A 24,063-nucleotide genomic window follows, 5' to 3' on the forward strand; every position below is an offset into this window, starting at 1 on the left:
ACGGCGACATGCCGGTGGCGGAGTCCGCCGCGGCGCGACTGCCACATAGACTCGACCTATGCCCCTGTCCCCGCGGGTCCCTGACCTGGCCGCCCTCGATCTGCTGCTGTCGGTGATCGAACTGGGCAGTCTCGGGCGGGCGGCCAAGGCGCACGGCATCAGTCAGCCGTCGGCGAGCTCGCGCATCCGGTATCTCGAGCAGCTGGTCGGAGTGCCGGTGCTGGAGCGGACCACGCTCGGGTCACGGCCCACCGCGGCGGGCGCGCTCATCGCGGAGTGGGCGCGCGATGTGGTGGACGCCGCCACGCGCTTGGACGCCGGGATCGACACGCTGCGGGCGCAACGGGATTCGCGGCTGCGGGTGGCGGCCAGTCAGACCGTCGCGGAGTACCTGTTCCCGAAATGGCTGGTGGGACTGCGGGCTCGGATGCCGGAGACCTCGATCGCGCTGATCTCGGGCAACTCGGCCGAGGTGGCCAAGGCGGTGCTCGAGGGCCGGGCCGGGATCGGGTTCGTGGAGAGCCCGCTGCTGCCGCCGGGCCTGGAAAGTCAGGTGGTGGCGCGGGACCGGCTCGTCGTGGTGGTCGCGGCCGGGCATCCCTGGGCGCGGCGCGCCGAGATCGATGTGCGGGAGCTGGCCGGGACCGCCCTCATCTACCGGGAGTCCGGTTCGGGCACCCGCAACTCGTTCGAACGGGTCATGCGCCGGCAGCTGCCCGGGTGGGAACCCGATGTGGCACTGGAGTTGTCGTCGACCACGGCGATCAAGACGGCGGTGGCCGCGGGGATCGGTCCGGCGGTGCTCAGTTCGCTGGCGGTCGCCACCGAACTGGCCGAGGGCAGCCTGGTCTCACCTGCGGTTACCGGGCTGGATCTGGAACGGCAGCTGCGTGCCGTCTGGCCGCTCGGACAACAACCGACCGGTCCGGCGCGTGACCTGTATGCCCTTGCGCGCCGCCCCGTTTGAGCATTCGCTGGGAGTTTTGTCCGAACTGTTGACAGAGTGACTCCCATCACCATAATCTTCCGGCGCAAGCCTGCCCGATTTCGGCGGCTCACCCGCCTGCCAGCACATTCGTACATCGTCTACAACGCCTTCGCCGAATTCGCAGTGCGAAGGCTCAAGTGCGCCAACGGCTCCCGCGAGTGTTATCAAAGGGTTATGGTCACGACATGGTGCGAACCGCCGCCGCTGCCGCAGAACCGGGTGAGCCAGACGTCCCGGTGACTGCTTCGCGGCCACATCTAGAGGTTGTTCCCGAATCGCCTGACACCGAAGCGCCACAGCCCCATTCGTTCGGCGCACACGTCCTGAGCGCGGCCGATATCGAGCGACTCCCGTCCTCGGCCCGCCACCGCATCGCGGCCTACATCCACCTGCAGGTGGCGACCCTGGAGGAGTGGCCCGAGCCGGTCCTGCCCCCCATTCCGGAGCTCGACGAGCTGTAATCGTCCGCGCGACCGAGAAATCTTGGTCGTACAGCCAGGAAAGACCGTTCGATCCTGGCAATTTGCCCGATGGCCGCAGCCGCGCCACCTGGCATGGTCGGGCAGCATGAGGAAGAACGTCCCTGCCGCCCGCACCACCACGCTGCTGGCCGTCGCGCTGGCATTCGGTGCGCACACCACCGCATTCGCTGTGGCAGAACCGGATTCGAGCACCTGGTACGTCCGCGCCGGGGCGCCCGCCACCGGCACCGGTAGCGCCGACGCGCCCTTCGAATCCCTCGCTCGCGCGCAAGCCGCCTCCGGGCCCGGCGACACCATCATCGTGCAGGCCGCCGCCGCCGCGCTCGACGGCGGCATCGCGCTCAAACCCGGTCAGCACCTGGTCGGCGACGGACCGGCGGTGATCGGTGCGGCCGAGGGCATTCCGCTGCCACGCGTCACCAACACCACCCCCGGCAACGACGGTGACGCGGTGCGTCTCGCGCCCGGGGCGGAGGTGCGCAATCTCGTCATCGGCGGTGCCCGGCGCGGCGGCATCTACGGCGGCGACGCCGCCGACGTGCGGATCACCGGCAACGACGTCAGCGCCACCAACCAGCAGTGCGCCGACGGATTCATCATCGGACCCTTCGGCCTGCCGCCGACCCTGCCGCTGGGCCTGGCCGTCGGACCGATCCCGAACTTCCTCACTCTGAACAACGGCTGGGCCGCGATCATGACGGACTTCCACAGTGCCGCAGGCGAAGTCCGCATCGAGGGCAATGCGGTCCACGACACCGCCTGCGGGGACGGCATCGACGTCCGCGCCTTCGGCACGAGTCGGGTCACCGCCGAAGTACACGACAACACCATGCGTTCGATCAACCTCGGCTTGGCCAAGCTCTCGGTGCTGGCACTCGGCGTGCAGGCCACCGACGATGCCCAGCTCGATGGCAACCTGGGGGGAAACACCGAGACCGAGATCGCCACGCCCGCAACCTCACCGCTCAATGCCATGGCCGACAGCGAGGGCGTCTTCCTCAACGCGGCCGGGCGGGCCCGCATGGATATCACCGTGTCCGGCAACACCTTCCGTAACGGGTACGGGAACTTCTCCGCCAACGGCCTGGAATACGTGACCACCGACGGCAGCCCCGACAGCCGGGTCCGCGTGGTGGACAGCACCTTCGACAATGTCAGCGGCGACGTCATCGAGAACTACAACCTCAGCAGCGGAGGCGCCCACCAGTCGCTCACCCTGGAGAACGTCCGTGCCCACCACTCCGAATTTCCCGGCGCGATCCTGAACGGCCTGGTCCCGGCCAATCTCGGAACCTGCGTGGTGACAACCAATTTCGGCCGCACCGCGCAGACGAACCTGACCATCGCCGACTCCGACCTCGGTGACTGCAGCGCCGACGGCATCGGCCTGATCGCCTACACCCCGGCCGGATCCGAACCCAGCACCGCGCAGCTCACCTTCGACATCCACGACACCGTGGTCAACGGCGCTGCGGCCCAAGGCATCAGCGTCACCAATGTCGGTGACACCGCCGTCCTGCACGGCTCCATCACCCGCACCACCGTCGCCGCGACCCAGCAGGAACTCCTGCGAGCCACCAGTAGCGGCGGCCGGATCGGCAGCGCCACAATGGATCTCGACCAGCTCACACTGGACGGCAGGCCCGTCGACTGCCGGGCCGCCGCCACCTACGCGGGTGTGAATCTCGCCGACATCCCGCCCACCTGCTGAGCCGGTCACCCGAACTCGGCTCAGCCGGAAGGTGATTCGGCTCAGCCGATCGCCATGGCGATCTTGACCGCCACCAGGATCACCGCGACCAGCAGGTAGCCCCGCAGGGCGAGCATGCCGGTCGTGCGGGCGGGGGAGAAGGTGGGACGGGGGAGGGTGGCGAGCGCGGGGGTGCGCCAGGTGTCGCGGTCGGCCTGGATGATGGCCTTGCGCTCGGCCCGGGTCAGTGAGGTGGCGTTGAGCTCCTCGACCTGATCGGGATCGAGGTTGCCGAACTCCTGCGCGGTGCGCTCGACGGCGCGGCGGCGGCCGCGCTGCCAGGCGATCAGCATGCCCACCCCGCCCAGCAGGCCGACCAGCACGCCGCCGCCGAAGCTGTATTCCAGTGTGCGAGTGGTGAGTTCGGGGAAGAAGGTGGCCGCCGTCAACGCCAGCGACAGCAGCACCAGCGACCACACGATGACGCCGGCGACGATGTTCTGCCGCACCGTGTTCACCCACGGACCGAGCACCGCCCGGTCGTTGCACAGCAGCACCAGGAAGACGGTGGCCGACGGCAGCAGCACCCCGGCCAGCGCCTGCACGCCCTGGGTGAGCAGACCCAGTACGTGGTCGGGGCTGAACGACACCGCCGCGGCCAGCGCCAGCAGCGCGGCGTAACCGGCGTAGAAGGCGGGCGCCTCACTGATCTTCCAGTGCAGCGAATGCCGCTTGCCCAGAGTGTCGCCGAGCGCGTAGGTGGTGGCCAGCCCGACCGCGTTCGCGCCGATCAGCGAGGCGTCGAACAGCAGGATCGCGAACAGCGCGCCCACCGTCGGACCCGCGTGATCGTGCAGCGCCCGCGCCACCGCACCGGCATCGGCGAAGTTCCCGGCCGCGTCGGTCCCGGCCAGCCCGAAGGCGGCGGCCGCCATGATCGCGATCGCGCCCACCATCACCACCACGATCCCGATCCACAGATCGATGCGCTCGTAGCGGATCCAGCGCGGGGTGATGCGCTTGTCGACGATGTTGGACTGCTGGAAGAACAGCTGCCACGGCGCGACCGTGGTGCCCACGATGGCGACGATGAGCAGCAGCAGCGTCGAGTTCAGCCCGCCCGGGAACGACGGCAGGAATCCGTGCGCCACCTGAGAAGCCTTGGGGTGCACCAGGAATGCCAGCGGGAACATGATGACGTTGACCGCGATCAAGCCGAACAGCAAACGCTCCCAGCGCCGGAACGAGCCGCCCGCCACCATGGCGAACAGCAGCACCGCGGCCAGCGGCACCGACACCCACTTGGGCAGCCCGAAGTAGTTCAGCGCCATCGAGACGCCGATGAACTCGGTGACGATGGTCAGCGCGTTCACCACGAACAGATCGCCGACACTGAAAGCGCCCCAGAACTTTCCGAAGCGATCGAAGATCAGCCGCGCGTGCCCGACCCCGGCCACCGCGCCCAGCCGCACCACCATCTCCTGGTTCACGTACAGCACCGGGATCAGCAGCACCAGCGTCCAGACCAGGGCCATGCCGTAGTTCTGCCCGGCCTGCGCGTAGGTGGCGATGCCACCCGCGTCGTTGTCGCCGACCATCACGATCAGGCCGGGGCCCATGATCGCCAGCAGCATGCGCAAACGCTGCTTGCGGGAACGACCTTCGAGGGTGTCGTGGCGGCCGATGCTGCCCAGCGCGCCGACGATATCGCCGACGTGCGCGCTGTCCATGACGGCGCCGGTGGGCTCGGAGGGGGCGGTCACGGCGGGGGTGACCGCGGCGGGAACGGTTGCGGTGCGGCGGCTGGCGCCGTTCGCGAAGAAGGCCATGGCGCTTCTCTCGCTTTCATCATCAGGTGCGCGGGCGTGCGGAAAGCGCCCGGCGGCAACCGATTTCGGGCGCGACACGACCGGCCCGGGGCACGCGGGAACCACTCGATCGGTGCGAGAACACCGGTGGGGGGTGCGGCGTGGAACGGGTCAGGCGGCGACCGGAAGACGGCGGGCCGGGGACGTCGGGGCAGGGAACTCCGGTTTCGGATACGGACTATCGCCGGAACTCATTGTTCGTCCCTCACCTCCTTGCCGCCGTGACGTTCGGGGACGTCGCCTGTGTCCTCGTGACGAAGACCTGCTGTCCGACCACGCGCGGCAAGAGGGAAACGCGGCCACGCCGCGACGGCGTAGCCTCGCACCCCTCTCGTCAGAGCTTCGGCACTGCACGACGTATCCGGGGGCTCGCGGCCCGGGGAAGCCACTTCGGATCACCCCTTAATCCGGGGTGATCTGTCCTAACCCTGGGCGTCTCTCGACGTCGTCGGATCAGTGGCCTGTGTTCGTACAGGAGCCTCGCCTAGCGAGGTGCTGACTCGGGCAATGGTGAGCCTGCCCTACGGATAAGTCAAATCCAAGCCGGTCGGTTCCTTGTAATCCCTTGTGCCGCAAGCGGGTTCCGACTACCAGCCGGTCATCTGCCCATATTGATGTCCGTTTTGCGAGGAACCGGGCGCTCATATGTGCAACGAGTCACTAAAGGACATTCGTCCATTGCTCAGGGCCTGAGAACGAACTTAGAGTTTGCTTGTCAATTGCTGAACCTGCACGTGTTCCAATTACGCAGGACGATTATTTGAGGTGAATCACATGCGCGTCAAGGGTCTTGCTGCGATCACGGCGATGGTCGCCGCAGTTACTGTCGTCACTACCGGGGCTGTAAATGCCCAGCCTGCAACCGGTGATGTGGGTGCAATCCACTACACCGCGTCGGCCACCGATCAGGCCGCGACCATTACCACCGATATCGGTTCCATGGCTGTCGACAATGGTGTCTTCACCATCAAAGCCCCCGATGGAAACGTGGTTGCTGGAACCCAGCTCAATTTCCGTGTAGACGATTTCGTCTTCCCCATCTCCGCCGCGATCCGCGACAACACCGCGACGCTCACCCCGCTGTTCGACATGTCGCACGCGTCGTACCAGCCCGTCGCCCTGCCCTTCGAGGACACCGCCCCCTGGAAGACCCCGTACGACCGTGAGCAGGCGGCCTGGAACCGGATGAAGGACACCATCGCCATCGGCGCCACCATCGGCACCCTGGTCGGCGGTCTCGGCGGCGCGGCCGTCGGTTGCGCGCTGGGCGGCATCGCCGTCGGCTCGGGCGTCAGTCTCGCCACCGGCATCATCGGCGGCCTGTTCTTCTTCCTGCCCGGAGCGGTCGTCGGCTGCCTGGCCGGTGCCGCCGCGATGGGTGCGCTCGGCGCGATCGGCGGCATGATCCTGGTCACCGCACCGGTGGCGATCGCCGCGGCCGTGCAGTACTTCACCACCATCAACCAACCGTTCACCCCGGCTCCGACGAAGTAGCCGCTGGCGGTGGGCAACCCCGGTCGCGCCGATGAGGGCGCGACCGGGGTTGCGTCTTCCGCGTTATCGTTCCGCCCGGTCTCACCGATGAATGGGTGACACCGTTCTGTCCCGGGGGGAGCACAACCATGAAGTTTCCGATTCGTCTCATCACCACCACCGCCGCACTGTTCGCGCTGACCGGCGCGGGCCTCGCCCACGCCGAGGCGACATCGGCCGAATTCCAGTCGCCCTCAGGCAATGTCGAATGCATAGTCGGCAACACCGGCGCCGCCTGCGAGATCGCCAACCACGACTACATCTCGCCCGCCCGCCCCGCCGAATGCCACCTCGCCTACGGCGACCGCGTCTCACTCGATGCCAGCGGCGCCCGATTCAATTGCCACGGTGACCGTCTGGTCGGCCCGACCGCGGTGATCCTGCCCTACGGCGCCAGCATCACCGAGGGACCCGTCACCTGCCTGAGCACCGTCGACTACGTGCAGTGCACGGGCTACGGCCACATGTTCCGGCTGTCTCGCCAGGCCTACGACATCGGCTGATCCCGGCGGTAATCGCCTGCACCACAGTGACTTCCGAACTCACTCGACTCGATACTCGGTGAGTGCCGCCAGTTCCTGACGGGTCGGCGTGGGCTGCGGCCGCGCGGGGGTGCGGGTCCGGCGATGGTGCAGGGCCTGCCAGACGCGGTCGCGGGTGAGGGGGAGATCCGTGAAGCGGATGCCGGTGGCGTCGCGCAGGGCGTTGGCCAGGGCGGGAGCCACCGGGTTGAAGGGGCTCTCGCTCATGGATTTCGCGCCCAGGGGGCCGATGGCGTCGGAGGTGCGCATGAAGGTGACCTCGGTGCGGGGGACGTCGGCGTAGCCGGGGAGGCGGTAGCGGCGGAAGGCCGCTGTGGTGATCTCGCCGCGTTCGTCGAGGCGGACGTTTTCGAAAAGTGTTGCGCCCAAAGCCTGTGCGACGCCGCCCTCCACCTGGCCGCGGCACTGCATGGGGTTGATGACCTCACCGGCGTCGGCGGCATGCACGCTGCGCAGGATGCGCATCTCACCGGTGTCCGGATCGATGGCGATCTGGAACAGCTGGGCGTTGAAGGCGACCGAGCGTGGGGTGCCGCCCCAATGACCTTCCGCGGCAAGGGTTTCGCCTTGCTCGACGGCCAGTGCGTGCAGCACCGGCAGGGAAACGCGGCGGTTGCCGCTGCGCACGGAATCGGCGGTCAGCACGCATGCCTCGGCGGGCACGCCCAAATGCGGTGCGGCGGTGGCGCACAGCAGGTCGGCCAGTTTGCGGGCGGCGAACAGCGTCGCCTTGCCCGCGACCACGGTTCCGGTGGAACCGAACGCGCCGGTGTCGTGGCCGACCACATCGGTGTCGGACTGGCGGATGGTGATGCGCGGGCCGATGGTGCCCAGCTCCTGCGCCGCGATCTGCCGGTGCACGGTGGTGGTGCCGTTGCCGAATTCGGCGGTGCCGACGGCCAGATCATAGGAACCGTCCGCCAGCAGCGTGACCCGGGCGTCGGCGTAGTGGCCGCCGGGCGGGCCGGTCGCGATCATGGACAGGGCCGCGCCGCTGCCGGTCAGCCAGCCAGCTGGGGCGTCCGGGAAGGGTTCGGCCAGCGCCCGACGGATGATGCCGAAGCACTGGTCCAGGCCGTAACTGGCGATGTGCAAGTCTTCCTCGTGCCCGCCCGGGGTGACCATGGGTTCGCCGGGGCCGATCATATTGCGCTCCCGGAAGACCAGCGGATCCATGCCGACGCGCCGTGCCAACTCGTCCATCACCGACTCCATGCCGAACACCACCTGCCCGAGGCCGTAACCCCGGAACGCCCCGGCCGGAACGGCATTGGTGTACACCGAATAGCCGTCGGCCTTCTTGTTCGGGCAGCGGTACACCGCCATGGATTCGCCGACCGAGTGGAACATGACGGCGGGCCCGTGGTTGCCGTACGCGCCGGTATTGGACACCACCCGCAGCTGCAACGCCGACAGTCGTCCGTCCGCGCGCGCTCCCGCCTTGATGTGCACGGTGAACGGGTGCCGGGTGGTCGTGCCGTAGAACTGTTCTGCGCGTGTGTATTCCAGCTTCACCGGCCGCCGCAGCTTCAGCGTCGCCAGCACCACGATGTCCTCGACGAGCATCTCCTGCTTGCCGCCGAAGCCGCCGCCGACCCGCCCCGCCACCAGGCGCACCGAATCCAGTGGCAGATCGTAGAGGGTGCACAGCGCGCGCCGGGTCAGGAACGGCGTCTGCGTGCTGGAGCGCACCGTGAGACGGCCATCGTCGTCGTACCAGGCCACCGCCCCGTGCGTCTCCAGGCTGGCGTGCTGCACCCGCTGCGTCTGGAAGGTCTGCTCGTAGACCACCGCGGCCTCCGCGAAACCGGCTGCCATATCCCCGATTTCGCCGTGCACCTCGCCGACCACGTTGTTCTCCGGGCGGGCGATGCGCGCGGTCGCGGCATCCTTCACGTGCACCTGCGGCGCACCCGGGCGCATCGCCTCCTCCGGATCGAGGACGAACGGCAGCTCCTCGTAGGCCACCTTGATCCGGCGGCAGCCCTCCTCGGCCGCGCCCTCGGTATCGGCGACCACCGCGGCCACCCGCTGGCCGACATAGCGGACCACGTCGTCGAGCACCCGGGTGTCGTCGGGATCCTCCTCCGGATGCTCGTGTCGCGCACTGGAATACAGTCGCTGCGGGGCATCGTGGTGGGTGAAGGCGGCGTGCACGCCGGGTACCGAAAGCGCCTCGGACACATCGATATCCAGGATCCGCGCGTGCGGATGCGGGGAACGCAGCAGCTTCATGTGCAGCAGCCCGGGCACTTCGATGTCGAAGGTGTAGCGGGCGGTGCCGGTGACCACCTTCGGGCCCGCGGGCGCGCCCATGTTCTGACCGACCGCGGTGCCCGCCTCCGGCTCGGTGGTGTGGCAGACGCCACGCACGGCGTCCTCGATCGCCCGATATCCGGTGCAGCGGCACAGGTTTCCCTTCAGCGACCGCGGCAGATCCTGCCGTTGCTCCTCGGTGAGCGCCGCCGTCGTCATCAGGAAACCCGCTGTGCAGAAACCGCATTGGAAGCCCTGCGCGTCAAGGAAGCGCTGCTGCACCGGATGCAGCTCACCGTCCTCGGCCAGACCCTCCACGGTGGTCACCGAGTGGCCGTCGGCGCGGAAGGCCGGGAACAGACAGCTGTGCACCGGCGCGCCGTCCACGTGCACGGTGCAGGCGCCGCAGTCGCCCGCGTCGCAACCCTTCTTCACACCGAACCAGCCCCGATCACGCAGGTAGGTGCGCAGGCACTGGCCCGCGCGCGGCTCCGCGTCGAACTGCTGTCCATTGACCTGGATCTCGAAGCTCATGCCAGTTCCTCCCGAATCTCCTCGGCCAGACGGAAACTCATATGCCTGCGCCACTCCGGCAGGCCGTGGATGTCGTCGAACCAGGCGGTGTCCGGCACCGTCCGCTCGATCGCCCGCGCCAGCTCGTCCCGGGTGGGCAGCCACGGGAAATAGATGCGGAACGGGTGCGTGGTGGACGCCGTGATGGTGACGCGCAGCGACTCGTCGCGATCCCGGGTACCGACGATCAGCACCGCCGAGCGCCCGAACCCGTACAGCGACGCCTGCCGGAACGCGGTGCGCCGAGCCAGCGCGGCCGCGGGCAACGTCACCGACCGCAACAGCTCGCCCGGGGCCAGCACGTTCATGCCCGCGCCGATCACGAAGTCCGCCACCGGAACTCGCCGCTGCACCCCGGTTCGTGCCTGTAGCAGGCAGACACCGTCGAGCGCCGCCGTCAGCGAGATCATCGGCCCGGCGGGCAGCGAATTACACAGGTTCCCGCCGACCGTGGCCATGTTCCAGATCTTGAACGAGGCCAGGAAGGCGTGGCAGCACTGCTGGAACAGCGGATACTCGGTGCCGCGGAACAGTTGCGCCACCGTGCAGGTGGCCGCGATCTCCAGACCGCCGTCGGGCAGGCGGCGCAGCGGCGTCCACCCGGTGCGGCTCAGATCGACCAGTCGCCGGGTCGAGAGCTGCGGTTCGGAGAACAGATAGGTGCCCCCGCCCAGCCAGCGGTCGCCGGTCTGCCAATCGCGGTGGTAGCGGGCGTCGCACACCTCGACCACGGTGTTCAGGTCCATTCTTCGATTCAAATGCCCGCGTCCGGGGAAGCCATCGGCTGCCGCGTACGGAAAATCCGGCGGCGGGCTGCGTATCCTCGGTTGATCGACCAAGAAGGTCGTAATCGCGACATGGACGCCTCTACGATGCGATACGGCAGTCGGGGTGGATTGCGCGGAAGGAGCAGATCATGCGGGTAGATGACCTGCTTCGGTTGGAGACACTCGACCTGGAACTGGTGTGGGGCGAGACCGCGCTGCTGCGGCACGAGGTCAGCGGCGTCACCGCCACCGATCTGCAGGACCCCTCCTCGTACCTGGAATCCGGCGAAGTGGTGCTGAGCGGCCTGGTGTGGTGGACACCGCGCGGCGGCCGCGGCAAGGCCGACCGATTCGTGGCCGCCCTGCGCGCGGCCGGTGCCGTCGCCCTGGTCGCCGGGACCGCGCGGCACGGCGGCGTCCCCGACGACATCGTGCGCGCCTGCCGTGAACAGCGGATCCCGCTGCTGGCCGTGCCGCCCGACATCACCTTCCGGACCATCACCGACGCCATCTATCTCCGGCGCTGGGGTGATCTGTCCATGTCCGAGCATCATTCGCTGCCCGATCGGGAGCGGCGGGCCCTGGCCAAGCTGGTGCACGACGGCGCACCCGCGCACACTCTGCTCGACCAGATCGGCGCTCAGCTCGGTGGACTGCCCTGCGCGCTGGTCACCGTCACCGGGCGCACCCTCGCGCACTCCACCGGCACCGGCCCGGCCGCACCCGCCACCATCCGCCGCGAACTGCGCACCGCATCGGAATCGAATCAGCCGGTGGGCGTGGCGGATTCGGCCTACGACGGCTGGTATCTGCACCTGCCCGCGGGATCGCAGGCACCGCCGCGGCTGGTGCAGGAGATCGCGGACGTGCTGCGCGGGTATCGCGATCGCGCGCTCGCGGAGCGTGACGAACGAGAACGCGCCGCCACCGAGACGGTGCTGCGACTGCTCGCGCCGGTCGCCGAAGCGCCGACCGTCGCCGATATCGACGCCCTCGAACTGTCCGTGCCCGGGCCGTACCGGCTGATCGGTGCGGCGACGGCCGCGCACCGGCCGGGGAGCTGGGCCGCCGCGCTGCGTGAGCTGCTCGCCCACGTCGACGAGCACCCGTTCCCGGTCGTCTTCGACGGCGAGCAGGCCCTCGCCGTCGTCCCGGATCGCCCGAACCTGCTCGACCGCCTGCGCTCCGGACACGCGATCGTCCAATCGTGTGACTCGGATTCGACACTGGCCGTTGGCATTTCGACGCCGGTGGAACTGACCGACCTGACCGCCGCCCGCACCCTGTCCGCGCACACGCTGCGCGCCGCCCGCACCCTGCGCTGCGGCCTGCTCGCCGCCGAGGACCTCGCCACCCTGCCGGAGCTCCTCGCCGGAGTTCCCGATCCGGTCCGCGACATCTTCCGCACCCGGGTGCTGGGCGCACTGCTCGACAGCGACGACTCACATGCCGCCCTGCGCACCACCCTGGCCGCCTTCCTCGAACACAACGGATCCTGGACGCGCACCGCCGAAGCGCTCTACGTGCACGTCAACACGGTGCACTACCGCATCGAGCGGATCGAACGGCTCACCGGACGCAATCTCGCCCGCCTCGACGACCGCCTGGATCTGCGGGCCGCGCTGCTGCTCGGCGCGGATGCCGCCGTGCCGGTACGCCGCGCGGGGTGAGTCGCGGGCCGAGGGCGTTTGTCACTTAGCGGGCCGCCGCGGCGTTGTTAGCGTCGAAAGGGTCAGCTTCAGTGGCGAAGAAAGTGATCCGAGGAGTCGCAATGGCAGCGAGTGCACTGAACCCCAACCAGCGCGTTACCTTCGCGACCATCAATATCGCGACCTTCGTGCTGGGTCTCGGCCTGCTGGCCGTCCTCGATCCGCGCGATCAGCGCTTCCTGCTCACCATCATGGTGGCCGCCGCGATCTTCGGTGTCGTCAACGTGATGAAGTGGCGGATCAAGGCCACCGCCGCCGACCACCTGCGCTACCCGGCGGGCAAGCTCGCCGACCAGTAGTCAGGCCCGGCGCAACCGGTCGACCGCCTCGCGCAGCGTCGCGTCCTGCTTGCAGTAGGAGAAGCGCACCAGGGTGTCCCAGTGCGACCGCTCGGCCAACGCCGCCACCGGAATCGCGGCCACCCCCAGCCGCGCGGGCAGCTCCCGGCAGAACCGGGTCCCGTCCGAACCGATGTCCACGCACACGAAAAACCCACCCTGACTGCGCTTCACATCGAAGCCCAGTTCGCGCAGGGCCGTCGACATGAACCGGTATTTCTCGTGCAGCGCCGCCCGCTCGGCCGCCACCCACTGCTGCTCGTGGGTGAGCGCGTAGGCGATGGCGGGCTGGAAGGGTCCCGGCGCGACGAACGACAGATACTGCTTGGCCGCGTACACCGCGTCGATGAGCTCGGCGGGCCCGAGCGCCCAACCGATCCGCCACCCCGTCACGTTGAAAGTCTTTGCCGCACTGGACACCACGATCGTGCGCTCCCGCATGCCCGGCAGCGACGCGATCGACAGATGCTGTCGCGGATCGAACGCCAGGTGCTCGTACACCTCGTCGGCGATCACCAGAAAGTCTCCCGCACAAGCCAATTCGGCGATCAACGCGAGATCCCGGCGGTCCAGCACCGCGCCCGTCGGATTGTGCGGCGAATTCACCACCAGCAGTCGGGTGCGCGGACCGACCGCCCGGCGCAACTCGTCGACGTCCAGGGTGAAACCGCCGCCGTCGGGCACCATCCCCACCGTGCGCACCGTCGCTCCGGTCATCGCGACCGCCGCCACATACGAGTCGTAGAACGGCTCGATGAGCACCACCTCGTCGCCGCGTTCCACCAGCCCGAGTACCGCGGCCGTCAATGCCTCGGTGGCCCCGGCGGTGACCACGACCTCGCCGTCCGCGTCGTACTCGCCGCCCAGGCGGCGCGCCCGCTCCGCCACGATCGCCGCGCGCAACCCGGGCTGTCCGAGCGACGGTGGATATTGATTCAGCCCACCCGAGATGGCGTCGCGCGCGATCTCCAGCATGGCCGCCGGGCCGTCGTAGTCGGGAAAACCCTGACCCAGATCGATTGCGTCATGCTTGACCGCCAGTCGCGAGATCTCCCCGAACACCGACGTGTTGTGGGGGCGCAATCGCTCAACCAGCATCCGCTCGCCGCCTTTCCCGTGCCCGGATACTAGCCGCTGCGCCCCGGGCCCGCGCTGGCACGAACCGGCGGGTCCCGGTCAGCGGTGTCAACCGGCGGCAGGTTCGCGCGCGCCCGGGGTATGGCCGAGAGCCCGGCGGTAGACGTCGATGAAGGCGCTGGCCGACGACCAGCCGCAACGGTGCGCGACCACCGAGACGGACAGACCGTCGGCGAGGAGCTCGTGCTGTGGCGGTATCAGCAGCGGCAGGCGCGAAAGGCGTTGGTGGCGAAGGTTTCCGGCTGGCAGGACTATCTGCCCACCAAACCTGGGACGGCCGCGGGTGTCACGCTGGGGCTGGCGGTCAGCGCGGGTGGGCTGTTCGTCCCGGCGCTGGGTGTACTCGCTGATCGTCATGGCCCGCAGGCGGTATTGACCGCGCTGTGCGTCGTCCCGGTGCTGGCCGTCGCGCTCGCGGTGTTCCTGCCGGAACCGTCCGCGGCGTAGGTGTTGTCGTGCTGCTCAATCCGGTTTGCCGAGCAGCACGGTCCCCATATCGATCAGATCGTCGGCGGTGCGATGGATGGCGTCCACCCCGAGTTCGACCCCGCGCGCCTGCTGCGCCTCCAGATGCGCGAAGGCGCGCGCCGCCAGCACGATGAACATCGACAGCCGATGCTGCACCACCCGCGGATCGTGTCCGGGCAGCGCCCGCTCCAGCAGCACCCCGGCCTGGCGCGCACCCACGAAATACCCCGCCCACCGCGGCTCGATCAGCCCGAGGCTCAGATCCGTGATCATCCGATCGGTGAAACGCGCGATCCAGCTGGGATAGCCTGCGGTGGCGAGGGTTTCGGCTCCCGGCAGAATGAGCGCCGCCACCACCGCCCGCACCGTCACCCGCTCCGGATCCAACTCGGCAAGCAGCTGGCGGCGACGGCGCTCGCCGCGCTCCGACCGGGTGGTAATGATCGCCTCGAGCAGTGCGTCCTTGGTACCGAAGTGATACTGCGCCGCGGAATTGTTGCGCTGCCCGGCGACCACGCCGACCTGCCGCAGCGACAGCGCCGCGTACCCGTGCCGCGCGATGAGCTGCTCGGCGGCATTCATGAGCAGTAGGCGAGCGTCGGCGATCACGCGAACACTCTAGGGTGGAAATACCAGGCTCAGCGGAATCAGCACGGGAAGAGTCGAATTCATGACGGTCACCAACAGCAGCAATCTCGCCTATTTCGAGCACACCTCGATGCAGGGTCTGTACGCCGTCATGGAGGAGTGGCAGCAGGCCAGTGGCCAGCGGTTGCTGTCGGTCAGCATTCAGCCCGACGGCGGCAAGTACTGCGCCATCGCGCTCACCAACCCGGTCGAGGTCGTCATCACCAGCGTCGACGGCCATCATCACGCGGCGGTGAACCGCTTCGGCTATCTCGCGGTCGACACCGAGCGCTGACAGCACTGCGGGCCCGTCCCCGGACGGGCCCGCAGCGTTCGCTGGTCAGCTCGAGGCCACCACTTCGAGCATGGCGAAATCCAGCGGGAGGCAATGGATTTCGCGTAGCTCGAGTCCGGCCGTGGCGAGCAGCTCACCGTAGTGCGCCGCCGTGCGTTCGCGGCCACCCACATTGCAGAGCATGTGGATGTCCCAGGCCGGTGCCAGCGACGGCGTCTCATCGTCGGGCAGCAGTCGCTCGATGAGGTAGAGCCGTGCGTGCGCGGGCATGGCGGCCGCGCACTGCGCGAGAATGCCGCGGCACTGGTCGTCGTCCCAGTCGTGCAGCACCCGCGACAGCAGATAGATATCACCGCCGCCCGGTATCGCGGCGGTGAAATCGCCTGCCACCAGCTCACATCGGGACAGGCAGTCCGCACGCTCGAGCGCCGCGCGCGCGGTGATCAAGGCGGTCGGCCGCTCCAGCAGCACACCCTGCGCCTGCGGCGCGTTGCGCAGCAGACTCGACAGCAGCGTGCCGTTGCCCCCGGCGATATCGACGATGGTGCGCACCTGGGCCAGGTCGATCAGCTCGGCGACCTGACCGAAGATGGCCGCACTGGCCGCCATCGCGGTATCGAAAAGCTCGGCGCCCTCCGGGGTTTCGGAGAAGTAGTCGAAATGATGCTGCCCGAAGTGCCGGTCGAAACCGGCGCGACCGGTCCGCACCGAATGGTCGAGGTGGGCGAAGGACTCGTAGAACGCGCCGCCGTAGAGCCGTGCCAGCGGATGCAGCGATCGCACGGCCGAAGTGGGCAGCAGCGCACCGGTATCGGTGAGTTCGAACCCCTCCCCGGCCGGCCGCACGATCTCGAGTTCGGCCAGATAGCGCAGCAGCCGATGCAGGCTGCCGGGATCGGTGCCCGTGGTCCGCGCCAGCTCGGCCACCGTGCCGCCCGGTGCCGCGGCCAGCTGATCGGCCACCCCCAGCCGCGCGGTGGTGGCCAGGGCCTGCGTCGCCCACGCGCCGGTCAGCAGGCGCAGCAGCTGGGTGGCGGGATCGTGGGATTCGGCGCGATGCGCCGCCAGCAGGCTGGAACGCGCACCGGTGACATGCAATTCGAGGCGGCGGTACGGTCTGTCCGGGGCGGTGGTGCGGAAGTACAGCACGGTGGCGTCCTCGTGGCTGTTGTAGCCCCCGCCGTCGCTGCGCATCCGGCCGTGCCGCAGCAGCAGGGCGCGCAGACCGGCGAGCTCGACCGCGTCGATGCCCTCCACATCCAGCGCCAGATGCTGCTCGTGCTGCGAGATCCGTTCCGCCACCGCGATATCCGCCGTCTCGGGCGTCGCGGTGAGCGCGAAGATCTCCAGCACCCGGTCGGTGCCGTCCGAGCCGGCCACCGGTGCCCGCACGATCCGCACCTCGAGCTGATCGGCGGGTCGGCCGTAGCGGGCGGCCAGCCGATGCCGGACCACCATGCTCGGAATGGCGGGTCCGGGAGTGAGGCCCTGTTCGCCCAGGGCCGTGGTCAATTCGTCCAGATCCTGTGGGAACACCAGGACCGCGGTGTGCGAGAACCGGCAGCGTGCCGCGATGGCAGACCGTCCGACCTCGGTGAGTGTGGGCAGCATCGCGGCGAGAACGGACTCCGTGTCATTGGCGCGAGCGAAGTTCGCCGCCTCGGCCAAGTGGTGGACGTCGATCGCATCGAGCTGGCTGTGCGCTGCGAGCGCGCGGGTCACGCTTCCTCCTGAGGGGTTTCAGATACCGACATAGTTTTCGGCGAAGAAGTCCTGGTGATGTCGTGAGGTGGCCAGGCTGTCGAGCCGGGCCCGGCGCAGGACCCGCTGGTAGGCGGCCTGCGGATCGTCCGGGGCGGGCGGGTGCAGCAGTTCGATCATCCAGTGCGAAAACTCTTGTGCGCGTTGGATCATCGGCAGGTAGTCGGCCGAGTAGCGGTCGACGGCGGTCATATCGTGGTGTCGCAGCGCGGCGGTCAGAGCACGGGCGAGCAGTTCCGCGCCCATGATCGCCAGGTTCGCGCCCTTGGCCGCGGACGGACTGATCGCGGTGCAGGCGTCACCGGCCAGCAGCAACCGGCCTTGCCGCAGCGAATCGCGGATCTCCGACCGGAGTCGAACCAGACTGCGCTCCACGACTGGACCGCGCGACAGTGGCTCCTGATCCGTGGCCGCGAGCCGCCGGGTCAGCGCGTCCCAGACCCGCTGCTCGCTCCAGCTTTCCGGGGTGTCCTCCGGATCGCATTGCAGGTAGTAGCGGGTGATGTCGGCGCTGCGCGGCATGTGTCCCGCGAAGCCCTCCGGGTGCACGCCGTAGAGCACATTGGCGGAACTCGGTGGTGCCTGGACCAGCAGCGCCAGCCAGGTGATCCCGTGGTCGCGGATCGCGGCGGGCGGTGGCACCGCGGCGGCCGCGATACCCCGCGCGCCATCGCATCCGGCCAGGAACTGCCCGGTGTGGCGCCGCACCCGACCCGCGGCGTCGCGAGTCTGCACCCAGGGCCGGTCGCTGTCGAGATCGCCGACGGCTTCGGCGGTGGTCTCGAATTCGACTGTCCCACCACGTCGCAATAATTCTGCTAGTAAATCGGTAACCAGCAACTGTTGCGGGTACACCGTATGCGGGCGTCCGGAACCCAAACTGCCGTAGGACAATTCGAATTTCCGGTCCGGGCCGCGAAACTCGCAGATTTCATGCGTGCTCCCGTATCGATCCAACCCCTCCGCGAGTCCGTGGCGGCGCAGCACCTCGACGCTGTCCGGTGCCAAAAATCCTGCCCGCGCCCGGTTTTCGACCCATTCCCGGCTCCGCCGTTCCAATACCGTGCACCGCATCCCCACGGCACACAGCAAATTGGCCAGCACCAGTCCCGCTGGACCGGCGCCCAATACAACTACCTCACTGTCGATTACGTCCGATTTGCACCACATTGACTCCGCGCTGTTCACGAAAACGTCCTAACCGGAAGGGAACTGGTGCCGTGAGCCTTCGTTCGGCGCAGATGCTACTGGCCGCCTCGGGGGTAACCCGGTATTTGCTCCCGCATCGTGTGGCGTCCGATTGTCGGCCGATTCCCCGCTCGGCGGCATATTGCATCGGTGGCAGAACGCTTTGTTGAGAACGCAATCCGGCGACCGTGGTCGATGGGCCCGGCGACGCGCGGGCCGTGTGCGGAATGCGCCGACGGCCGAGGAATTCGTGAGCTCGAGTGCTCAGTCACGACGGAGATGGCCACTCCCCGCCATCGGATCGCGAATGTGATGCTGCGGGTTGAGTTCTTCCCCAAGCCATTTCGGTGCCGTCGGGCAGCGGAACCCGATCCGGCCACCGGAGGCGATTCAGACCACGTCCGGCATCGGAATGCTCAGCGGAATTGGAAGCTGTCGCTGAACGCGTCGAATTCGGCGCGGCCCTGCCGCATCGATGGGTGCGGATCCAGGGCGGAATCGCGCGGATCGGTTGCCGGGCACTGGTTCTGCGGTAGTCTCGACCCCACAATGTGATCACTGCATGGGGGTTGGCCATGGCTACGAGACACGCTGTCACCGTATTGTCCGTGCTGCCTGTGGTTTTCGCGGCAGGCCATCCGGCGATGGCCGCGGCCGCCGAGAACCCGGTGGACGCCGCTCCGGTGCCGGCCACCGCGCCATCCGATCCACACGCGCTCAACCTCGGCGCTACTACGGTCGAGCTACCCGACTGGGTTGACCCGGTGCAGCGTGATCAGGCACAGGCCGCGGTCGACGGGGCCATGATTCAGATCAGCGCCGCGTACGACGGTATGGGCGTGCCTCGTGACGATGCCACTCGCAGAACGGCTTCCACCATCATCGGTGGTGGGCTGGGTGGGCTCGCGGGTGCGGCGATCGGTGGTTCGTTCGCGCTGGAGGGCTGCGCGAAAGGCATTGCCGCCGGTGCCGTGATCGGTGCGATCGTCGGTGGCGCACCGACCGTCGGTGTGGCCTCCGTACTCGGCGGCGTCGCGGGCGGTGCGATCGGATGCGTCGTCGGCGGCGCGATCGAAGGCGTCGGCGCGGGCGTGCTGGGTGCGGGAATCGGCGCGGGCATCGGGGCCACGGTCGGTGGCGCGATGGGCGCGGGCACCGAACAGCAGGCGACTCCGCCGCAGCAGGCGACTCCGCCCCAGCAGCCGGTGGCCGCGGTTGCCGACGCCACCGTCACGTCCCTGCGCTCGGCGATCAAGTCCATGCCGCCCGCGGATCCGGCCACCCTCGGCGCTCTCGCCACTCCCGTCAACGACTTCCTCAGCACGTTGCAGGCCGCGATCTGATTGATCTGCCTGCCGCGGAACGTATTCCGGGGCAGGCGTGGAGCTGTGTCGGCGAGCTCGTCAGCCGATCGGCAGGGCGGTGAAGATCGGGTCATAGGCCCAGTCGAGGATGCGCTCGGCATCCTCCTTGGCGACCGCGCCGCTACCCGCCGAACTGTGCAGCACCACACCGATCATCGGGATGCCCGCCCGCACCGACTCGAACAGCAGGCAGGCCCCCGCCGCATCGGTGGTGCCCGTCTTGATGCCGATCGTTCCCGGATAGCTCCGCAGCAGCTTGTTCGTGGTCTCCCACACGTGATCTCGATTCCCCGGCCCTGCGGGCAAATGGTAGAACTGCGCCCCCGCGACCTCCCGGAACACCGGCACGCTCATCGCCCGCAGCCCGAGCGCCACCAGATCGGCGGGCGTGGAGAACGTGGCACCGTCCGTCGGCACCGGCAGCCCACTGGGATCCGCGAAATACGTTTGCCCCAAACCCATTTGCCGCGCCGTCTCGTTCATCCGCCCGATGAATCCGTCCTGCCCCGGCCCGTATGCCTCGGCCAGTGTGTACGCGGCATCGCATCCCGACGGCAGCAGCATCGCGTAGAGCAACTGATGCGTGGTCAGCACCTCCCCGGCCGTCAGCCCCGCGCTACTCCCGTCGTTTCGCACGCAGTACGCGATACTCTCCGCCGGCACGGTGACCGCCCGCTCGAGATCGCCCCCGGCAATCGCGACCAGTGCCGTCATCACCTTCGCGATGCTCGCGATCGGCACCGGCGTGTGCGCCTCCCGCGACCACAGCATCGTTCCCGTGACCCCATCGGCCAGCGCCGCCCCCGGCGCCCGCACCCCCTCGGGTTCGGAGTTCAGCCACGGCAGCGAAAGCGGCGCACCCGCCGCCGGTCCGGCCTCGACACCCTGACTGACCATCACGACCAGCACCCCGGCCACGACAGTCTGCAACGATCGGGCAAATATCCGCATACGCGACATTCTGCATGCCATCGTCGCTGATCAGCGGTATTGAACCGACCGGGTCGGCACTCCGGCAACCGCGACCGCGGCGCGGATCTCGGCGAGATCACCCATTGATGTCCGGAACGCCGGTGGTGCCGTCGCGGCTCACGCTAAGATCTGGCGACCCGAAACGGCATCGCTTCACATATCGCTAGAAATCACGAGGACCCATGAGCCGCATTCTGTCCGCCGTCGCAATGGCCTTCGGAGGGGCGGTGCTGATGACCAGCCTCACCGCACCGGCAGCCGAAGCGGACACCGAACCCGCCCCCGCCGCGGACTCCGGCAGGTCACTTGTCGTCATGGGCGACTCCAACACCGCCAACGCCACCCTCGCCACCATGCAGGCACAACCCGCCGGCGTCGCCTGCACCCACCTCGCCACCTCCTGGCCCACCCAGCTCGGCCAGCGAATGAACTTGGGACCCAACGACATCGACGACGTCTCCTGTGTAGGCGCCTACATGTACCGCCACGGCGAAGACCACTACTGGACCGCTCTGACCGAAGCCCGCCAGGCGGCCGCCGACGGCGCCTTCGGCCCCCGAACCAAAGCCGTCCTCCTCCAATTCGGCCTCAACGACGCCTGGGGCGCCGACCACCAAGCCCAAAACGCCTTGGTCCCCTGCGTATTGAACGTCCTCCAAGGCTGCAGCACCGCCGACGCCGCCACCGACGGCAACCCCCCGATCCTCATGACCGGCCAGGACTACGCCACCAACCTCAAAGACATCATCACCTACATCCGCTACTACGCCCCCAACGCCCGAATCGTCCTGGTGGGCTACCAGGAACTCCACACCCCCGGCAGCGACGCGGCATGTGTCGGAGTCCTGGGCGTCCCGGTAGGCGTCCCCCACGCAGGCGCCATCACCGACGTCTTCGACAGCCTCCGCACCGCCCCCAAAGAGGGCGCAGCCCTACTCGGCGTCGACTACTTCGACACCGCCGCCGCCACAGCAGGCCACGGCCTCTGCACCCCCGACCCCTGGCTCAACGGCATATTCACCCCGGGCCCAGACGTTTTCGGCCAACCGGGCCACCCGACTCTGCAGGGTGATACCGCAGTGGCAACGGCACTGCAGCAGTACCTGACCACCCCCGCTGCGGCCAACTGATTTCCGCCCAACCCAGCCCCCGGGTACGCGCCCCGGCATATAGATGCGACCGGCGCTCCGTTTGCGAGTTCTCCTATTACTCGTGCGGAACGCCGGTCAGGCGAGCCGCGCGACTTCCAGGAAATTCACTCGATCCCACCGGCATGAGCAGATTGGGGATCGAGGTCAGGGCGAATGAACCCGTCGGGAAGGCTGGCGCCGTCGAGATTTGTCGTAGCACGACGGTGACGATCGACTGCCGCACCTCCGCGTCGTCGGGATGCATCGAAGATCGCAGACAGGCGCAGAGCAGATCGAGACAAACCTCGGCGGACCACCTTGCCTGGCGCGGCGGGAGGTGAATATGACAGGTTCTGACCCCCCGGTGTGACCGGCCGGGTGGCGATGTTGCTGCCCGAGCGGGTGATCGGCGCTCACACCCACGGTGACCGGCTCCAGGTCGGCATGGTCGGGGAGGACCTGAGCCCAACGCTCTGTCGGCGGGCCTGGCCGACTCTCCGATCCTGCAGCTGGCCTGGATCGCGGAGAAGTTCGTGGAGTGGGCCAACCCGGCGACACCGATCAGCCGCGACAACGTCTTGATCACCGCGAGCCTGTACTGGTTCACTCGCACCGGGCCCGCAGCGGCCGACTTCTACTGGGAGATCGCCCACGCCGAAAATCCCGGCTGGGGCGATACCTCGGCTGTGCCTCAAGGCCAGTCACTGTTCTACAGCGACCCGTTCGTGCGCAGGCTGCTCGGCGCCGGTGACAGCGTCGCCTTCTTCCGTGAGCATGCCGAGGGCGGGCATTTCCCCGCTTTCGAAGCTCCCGATCTGTTCGCCGACGACATCCGCGCCTTCTTCCGGCAACTCCGCGGCTGACACCACATCCTCATCCGACGCTGCCGTCCCGGTGCGATCAGCCCGGGACGGCAGCACTCACCCACCACCTGCGGAACGGCTGATGCTCGTTAAACGGTACTGGTGAGTGCGGTGTCGAGGCTGTCGCAGAGGGCGAACAGTTCGGCGACGCCGGTGACTTCGAGCGGGCGTCGCACCGGGTAGGGGGCCACGATGCGCAGCGGTTCGGGGCAGCTGCGTGTGGCGGTGATCAGCACGGCGATGCCCACCGATGCGAAGAAGGTGACCTGCGACAGGTCCAGCACCACGGTGCGCGGGGCCTGTTCCAGCGCGTGGCGCAGGGCCCGTTCCAGGACGGGTGCGGACACGAGGTCGACTTCGCCGGTCGCGGTGAGTACCGGTATCGGGTCCTCGGTGTCGACGTGCACCTGTAGGAGCCGGGTCGGGTCGGGCTCGTGCATCGGGGGCTCCCTTCGCGAGGTTTCGCTTCGCGCTCGTGGTCAGGGGGTGCGCGGTTGGGGGGTGTCGGCGCGGAGTTGGTCGCGTTCGTCGGTGAGCGCGGCGTTGGTGTCTTCGAGGTCGAGGATGCGTCCGATGCCGGCGAGGTTGACTCCTTGCTCGGCCAGGTCGGTGATGCGTTGCAGGCGCGCGAGGTCGTCGCCGCTGTAGCGGCGGGTGCCGCCCGCGCTGCGGATGGGAGTGATCAGGCCGTGTTGCTCGTAGAGACGCAGGGTCTGTACCCCGATTCCGGCCAGTTCCGCGGCCACGGAGATCGCGTACACCGCCTGCCCGGCGCGGGGCAGGTGTGTGCGGTCGGGTGGTGGGCGCATCGGCGCTCCTGTCTGTGTCGTCCTACTTCGACAGATTACCTCGTGCGGACACTTGCGGTCACCTGTACAGAGTGCTAAATAATATCTATGCCAGATGGCAGAGGTTATCTGGTGAAGCGACTATCGAGAATGGAGTGAGTTGAGGTGGCGACCATGCTGATGCGCACTGATCCCTTCCGTGACCTGGATCGCCTGACGCAGCAGGTGTTCGGCACCGCGGCCCGACCCGCGGCGATGCCGATGGATGCCTGGCGTGAGGACGATCAGTTCCTCGTCGAGTTCGACCTGCCGGGTATCGATCCCGAGTCCTTGGATCTGGATGTGGAACGCAATGTGGTGACCGTGCGGGCCTCGCGCCCGGAACTGGACCCCGGCCGGTCGATGCTCGCGGCCGAACGCCCTCGCGGGGTCTTCTCCCGGCAGCTGGTGCTGGGCGAGAGCCTCGACACCGACAGGATCCGCGCGGACTACCGCGACGGTGTGCTGCGCCTAGCGATCCCGGTCGCGGAGAAGGCCAAGCCCCGCAAGATCGAGATCGCCCGTCCCGCACCCGAATCCGAACGCCAGGTGATCAACGCCTGATCCGGACTCAATGAAAAATATGCACTGGAACCTGTAGACATTCCCGGTTGTAGTGTGTAATTTAACTGTCGTTCAAGTGGGAGATCGAGTGGCTGGGCAGGTGAACTGCCTGGTAAGAGGT

General features: G+C 68.3%; 22 protein-coding genes, 2 pseudogenes and 1 riboswitch. Of the genes and pseudogenes, 13 read left to right on the forward strand and 11 right to left on the reverse strand.

All coding sequences use genetic code 11. The features are described 5' to 3' along the window. Positions 1 to 58: 58 nt before the first annotated feature. From OG300_RS41000 to OG300_RS41010, 3 genes are all read left to right on the forward strand, one after another. A complete protein-coding gene (locus OG300_RS41000; protein ID WP_405490656.1) occupies positions 59 to 967 on the forward strand; it encodes a LysR family transcriptional regulator in 909 nt (302 codons plus the stop codon). Positions 968 to 1,173: 206 nt separating this feature from the next. After that, positions 1,174 to 1,449 (forward strand): hypothetical protein, encoded by a 276-nt coding sequence (locus OG300_RS41005; protein ID WP_405490658.1) that lies wholly within the window; start codon positions 1,174 to 1,176, stop codon positions 1,447 to 1,449. Between the two features lie 106 nt (positions 1,450 to 1,555). Next, positions 1,556 to 3,181, forward strand: coding sequence for a hypothetical protein (locus OG300_RS41010; protein WP_405490660.1), 1,626 nt, complete (start codon positions 1,556 to 1,558; stop codon positions 3,179 to 3,181). 41 nt (positions 3,182 to 3,222) lie between these two features. On the opposite strand, the gene OG300_RS41015 is transcribed toward OG300_RS41010, so the two are convergent. Continuing rightward, positions 3,223 to 4,989: an NRAMP family divalent metal transporter gene (locus tag OG300_RS41015; RefSeq protein WP_405490662.1), complete on the reverse strand. Its 1,767-nt coding sequence runs from the start codon at positions 4,987 to 4,989 to the stop codon at positions 3,223 to 3,225. Between the two features lie 358 nt (positions 4,990 to 5,347). After that, a riboswitch (M-box (ykoK) riboswitch) is annotated at positions 5,348 to 5,527 on the reverse strand. 275 nt (positions 5,528 to 5,802) lie between these two features. Here OG300_RS41015 and OG300_RS41020 point away from each other — a divergent pair. Together OG300_RS41020 and OG300_RS41025 are read left to right on the forward strand one after the other, a co-directional pair. Continuing rightward, a complete protein-coding gene (locus tag OG300_RS41020; protein WP_405490663.1) occupies positions 5,803 to 6,522 on the forward strand; it encodes a hypothetical protein in 720 nt (239 codons plus the stop codon). Positions 6,523 to 6,650: 128 nt separating this feature from the next. Then, positions 6,651 to 7,064 (forward strand): DUF6636 domain-containing protein, encoded by a 414-nt coding sequence (locus OG300_RS41025; protein ID WP_405490665.1) that lies wholly within the window; start codon positions 6,651 to 6,653, stop codon positions 7,062 to 7,064. Positions 7,065 to 7,103: 39 nt separating this feature from the next. On the opposite strand, the gene OG300_RS41030 is transcribed toward OG300_RS41025, so the two are convergent. Then, the gene (locus OG300_RS41030; RefSeq protein WP_405490667.1) at positions 7,104 to 9,893 is read right to left on the reverse strand and encodes a molybdopterin-dependent oxidoreductase; all 2,790 of its coding nucleotides are present in this window, start codon (positions 9,891 to 9,893) and stop codon (positions 7,104 to 7,106) included. Further along, positions 9,890 to 10,678 carry an FAD binding domain-containing protein gene (locus OG300_RS41035; RefSeq protein WP_405490669.1) on the reverse strand — a complete coding sequence of 263 codons (789 nt, stop codon included), beginning with the start codon at positions 10,676 to 10,678 and terminating at the stop codon, positions 9,890 to 9,892. Before OG300_RS41035 ends, OG300_RS41030 begins: the two co-directional genes overlap by 4 nt. A 170-nt stretch (positions 10,679 to 10,848) precedes the next feature. On the opposite strand from OG300_RS41035, the gene OG300_RS41040 reads away from it, so the two are divergent. Continuing rightward, the gene (locus tag OG300_RS41040; protein WP_405490671.1) at positions 10,849 to 12,369 is read left to right on the forward strand and encodes a helix-turn-helix domain-containing protein; all 1,521 of its coding nucleotides are present in this window, start codon (positions 10,849 to 10,851) and stop codon (positions 12,367 to 12,369) included. Positions 12,370 to 12,470: 101 nt separating this feature from the next. Next, a complete protein-coding gene (locus tag OG300_RS41045; protein ID WP_405490673.1) occupies positions 12,471 to 12,707 on the forward strand; it encodes a hypothetical protein in 237 nt (78 codons plus the stop codon). On the opposite strand, the gene OG300_RS41050 is transcribed toward OG300_RS41045, so the two are convergent. Both OG300_RS41050 and OG300_RS41055 read right to left on the reverse strand, forming a co-directional pair. Then, positions 12,708 to 13,844: a pyridoxal phosphate-dependent aminotransferase gene (locus OG300_RS41050; RefSeq protein ID WP_405490674.1), complete on the reverse strand. Its 1,137-nt coding sequence runs from the start codon at positions 13,842 to 13,844 to the stop codon at positions 12,708 to 12,710. Positions 13,845 to 13,931: 87 nt separating this feature from the next. Beyond that, positions 13,932 to 14,063, reverse strand: a pseudogene (locus OG300_RS41055) (AraC family transcriptional regulator); the annotation flags it as partial. Positions 14,064 to 14,129: 66 nt separating this feature from the next. Here OG300_RS41055 and OG300_RS41060 point away from each other — a divergent pair. Further along, positions 14,130 to 14,330: pseudogene (locus OG300_RS41060) on the forward strand (MFS transporter); the annotation flags it as partial. Between the two features lie 15 nt (positions 14,331 to 14,345). Here OG300_RS41060 and OG300_RS41065 read toward each other — a convergent pair. After that, positions 14,346 to 14,960 carry a TetR family transcriptional regulator gene (locus OG300_RS41065; RefSeq protein WP_405490676.1) on the reverse strand — a complete coding sequence of 205 codons (615 nt, stop codon included), beginning with the start codon at positions 14,958 to 14,960 and terminating at the stop codon, positions 14,346 to 14,348. 61 nt (positions 14,961 to 15,021) lie between these two features. Here OG300_RS41065 and OG300_RS41070 point away from each other — a divergent pair, with 61 nt between their 5' ends. Then, positions 15,022 to 15,273, forward strand: a complete 252-nt coding sequence (locus OG300_RS41070) for a hypothetical protein (protein ID WP_405490678.1) — start codon at positions 15,022 to 15,024, stop codon at positions 15,271 to 15,273. 45 nt (positions 15,274 to 15,318) lie between these two features. Here OG300_RS41070 and OG300_RS41075 read toward each other — a convergent pair whose 3' ends face one another. Together OG300_RS41075 and OG300_RS41080 are read right to left on the reverse strand one after the other, a co-directional pair. After that, positions 15,319 to 16,995: a methyltransferase gene (locus tag OG300_RS41075; protein WP_405490680.1), complete on the reverse strand. Its 1,677-nt coding sequence runs from the start codon at positions 16,993 to 16,995 to the stop codon at positions 15,319 to 15,321. Positions 16,996 to 17,013: 18 nt separating this feature from the next. Next, on the reverse strand, positions 17,014 to 18,204 hold the full coding sequence (locus tag OG300_RS41080) for a 4-hydroxybenzoate 3-monooxygenase (RefSeq protein WP_405490682.1): 1,191 nt from the start codon (positions 18,202 to 18,204) through the stop codon (positions 17,014 to 17,016). Positions 18,205 to 18,797: 593 nt separating this feature from the next. On the opposite strand from OG300_RS41080, the gene OG300_RS41085 reads away from it, so the two are divergent. Further along, a complete protein-coding gene (locus OG300_RS41085; protein ID WP_405490684.1) occupies positions 18,798 to 19,565 on the forward strand; it encodes a hypothetical protein in 768 nt (255 codons plus the stop codon). 60 nt (positions 19,566 to 19,625) lie between these two features. On the opposite strand, the gene OG300_RS41090 is transcribed toward OG300_RS41085, so the two are convergent. Continuing rightward, on the reverse strand, positions 19,626 to 20,537 hold the full coding sequence (locus OG300_RS41090) for a D-alanyl-D-alanine carboxypeptidase family protein (RefSeq protein WP_405490686.1): 912 nt from the start codon (positions 20,535 to 20,537) through the stop codon (positions 19,626 to 19,628). Between the two features lie 203 nt (positions 20,538 to 20,740). Between OG300_RS41090 and OG300_RS41095 the strand changes: the two genes are divergently transcribed. Both OG300_RS41095 and OG300_RS41100 read left to right on the forward strand, forming a co-directional pair. Continuing rightward, entirely contained in the window at positions 20,741 to 21,688 is a 948-nt protein-coding gene (locus OG300_RS41095; protein ID WP_405490688.1) for an SGNH/GDSL hydrolase family protein, read from the forward strand. Positions 21,689 to 22,221: 533 nt separating this feature from the next. Next, positions 22,222 to 22,551, forward strand: a complete 330-nt coding sequence (locus tag OG300_RS41100; protein ID WP_405490690.1) for an alpha/beta fold hydrolase — start codon at positions 22,222 to 22,224, stop codon at positions 22,549 to 22,551. 89 nt (positions 22,552 to 22,640) lie between these two features. On the opposite strand, the gene OG300_RS41105 is transcribed toward OG300_RS41100, so the two are convergent. Next, positions 22,641 to 22,991: an STAS domain-containing protein gene (locus OG300_RS41105; protein WP_405490692.1), complete on the reverse strand. Its 351-nt coding sequence runs from the start codon at positions 22,989 to 22,991 to the stop codon at positions 22,641 to 22,643. 39 nt (positions 22,992 to 23,030) lie between these two features. Continuing rightward, entirely contained in the window at positions 23,031 to 23,360 is a 330-nt protein-coding gene (locus OG300_RS41110; protein WP_405490694.1) for a MerR family transcriptional regulator, read from the reverse strand. 153 nt (positions 23,361 to 23,513) lie between these two features. On the opposite strand from OG300_RS41110, the gene OG300_RS41115 reads away from it, so the two are divergent. Then, positions 23,514 to 23,942 (forward strand): Hsp20/alpha crystallin family protein, encoded by a 429-nt coding sequence (locus OG300_RS41115; protein ID WP_405490696.1) that lies wholly within the window; start codon positions 23,514 to 23,516, stop codon positions 23,940 to 23,942. Positions 23,943 to 24,063: the final 121 nt, after the last annotated feature.

This window comes from Nocardia sp. NBC_00511 (assembly GCF_045161165.1).
Classification (GTDB): Bacteria; Actinomycetota; Actinomycetes; order Mycobacteriales; family Mycobacteriaceae; genus Nocardia.

Bases quoted from the DNA above. Each gene is read 5' to 3' on its own strand.
- OG300_RS41085 (WP_405490684.1), top strand. From the start codon at position 18,798: ATGGCTACGAGACACGCTGTCACCGTATTGTCCGTGCTGCCTGTGGTT.
- OG300_RS41030 (WP_405490667.1), bottom strand. From the start codon at position 9,893: ATGAGCTTCGAGATCCAGGTCAATGGACAGCAGTTCGACGCGGAGCCG.
- OG300_RS41010 (WP_405490660.1), top strand. From the start codon at position 1,556: ATGAGGAAGAACGTCCCTGCCGCCCGCACCACCACGCTGCTGGCCGTC.
- OG300_RS41110 (WP_405490694.1), bottom strand. From the start codon at position 23,360: ATGCGCCCACCACCCGACCGCACACACCTGCCCCGCGCCGGGCAGGCG.
- OG300_RS41080 (WP_405490682.1), bottom strand. From the start codon at position 18,204: ATGTGGTGCAAATCGGACGTAATCGACAGTGAGGTAGTTGTATTGGGC.
- OG300_RS41035 (WP_405490669.1), bottom strand. From the start codon at position 10,678: ATGGACCTGAACACCGTGGTCGAGGTGTGCGACGCCCGCTACCACCGC.
- OG300_RS41050 (WP_405490674.1), bottom strand. From the start codon at position 13,844: ATGCTGGTTGAGCGATTGCGCCCCCACAACACGTCGGTGTTCGGGGAG.
- OG300_RS41115 (WP_405490696.1), top strand. From the start codon at position 23,514: ATGCTGATGCGCACTGATCCCTTCCGTGACCTGGATCGCCTGACGCAG.
- OG300_RS41000 (WP_405490656.1), top strand. From the start codon at position 59: ATGCCCCTGTCCCCGCGGGTCCCTGACCTGGCCGCCCTCGATCTGCTG.
- OG300_RS41105 (WP_405490692.1), bottom strand. From the start codon at position 22,991: ATGCACGAGCCCGACCCGACCCGGCTCCTACAGGTGCACGTCGACACC.
- OG300_RS41070 (WP_405490678.1), top strand. From the start codon at position 15,022: ATGACGGTCACCAACAGCAGCAATCTCGCCTATTTCGAGCACACCTCG.
- OG300_RS41095 (WP_405490688.1), top strand. From the start codon at position 20,741: ATGAGCCGCATTCTGTCCGCCGTCGCAATGGCCTTCGGAGGGGCGGTG.
- OG300_RS41020 (WP_405490663.1), top strand. From the start codon at position 5,803: ATGCGCGTCAAGGGTCTTGCTGCGATCACGGCGATGGTCGCCGCAGTT.
- OG300_RS41040 (WP_405490671.1), top strand. From the start codon at position 10,849: ATGCGGGTAGATGACCTGCTTCGGTTGGAGACACTCGACCTGGAACTG.
- OG300_RS41090 (WP_405490686.1), bottom strand. From the start codon at position 20,537: ATGCGGATATTTGCCCGATCGTTGCAGACTGTCGTGGCCGGGGTGCTG.
- OG300_RS41025 (WP_405490665.1), top strand. From the start codon at position 6,651: ATGAAGTTTCCGATTCGTCTCATCACCACCACCGCCGCACTGTTCGCG.
- OG300_RS41045 (WP_405490673.1), top strand. From the start codon at position 12,471: ATGGCAGCGAGTGCACTGAACCCCAACCAGCGCGTTACCTTCGCGACC.
- OG300_RS41005 (WP_405490658.1), top strand. From the start codon at position 1,174: ATGGTGCGAACCGCCGCCGCTGCCGCAGAACCGGGTGAGCCAGACGTC.
- OG300_RS41015 (WP_405490662.1), bottom strand. From the start codon at position 4,989: ATGGCCTTCTTCGCGAACGGCGCCAGCCGCCGCACCGCAACCGTTCCC.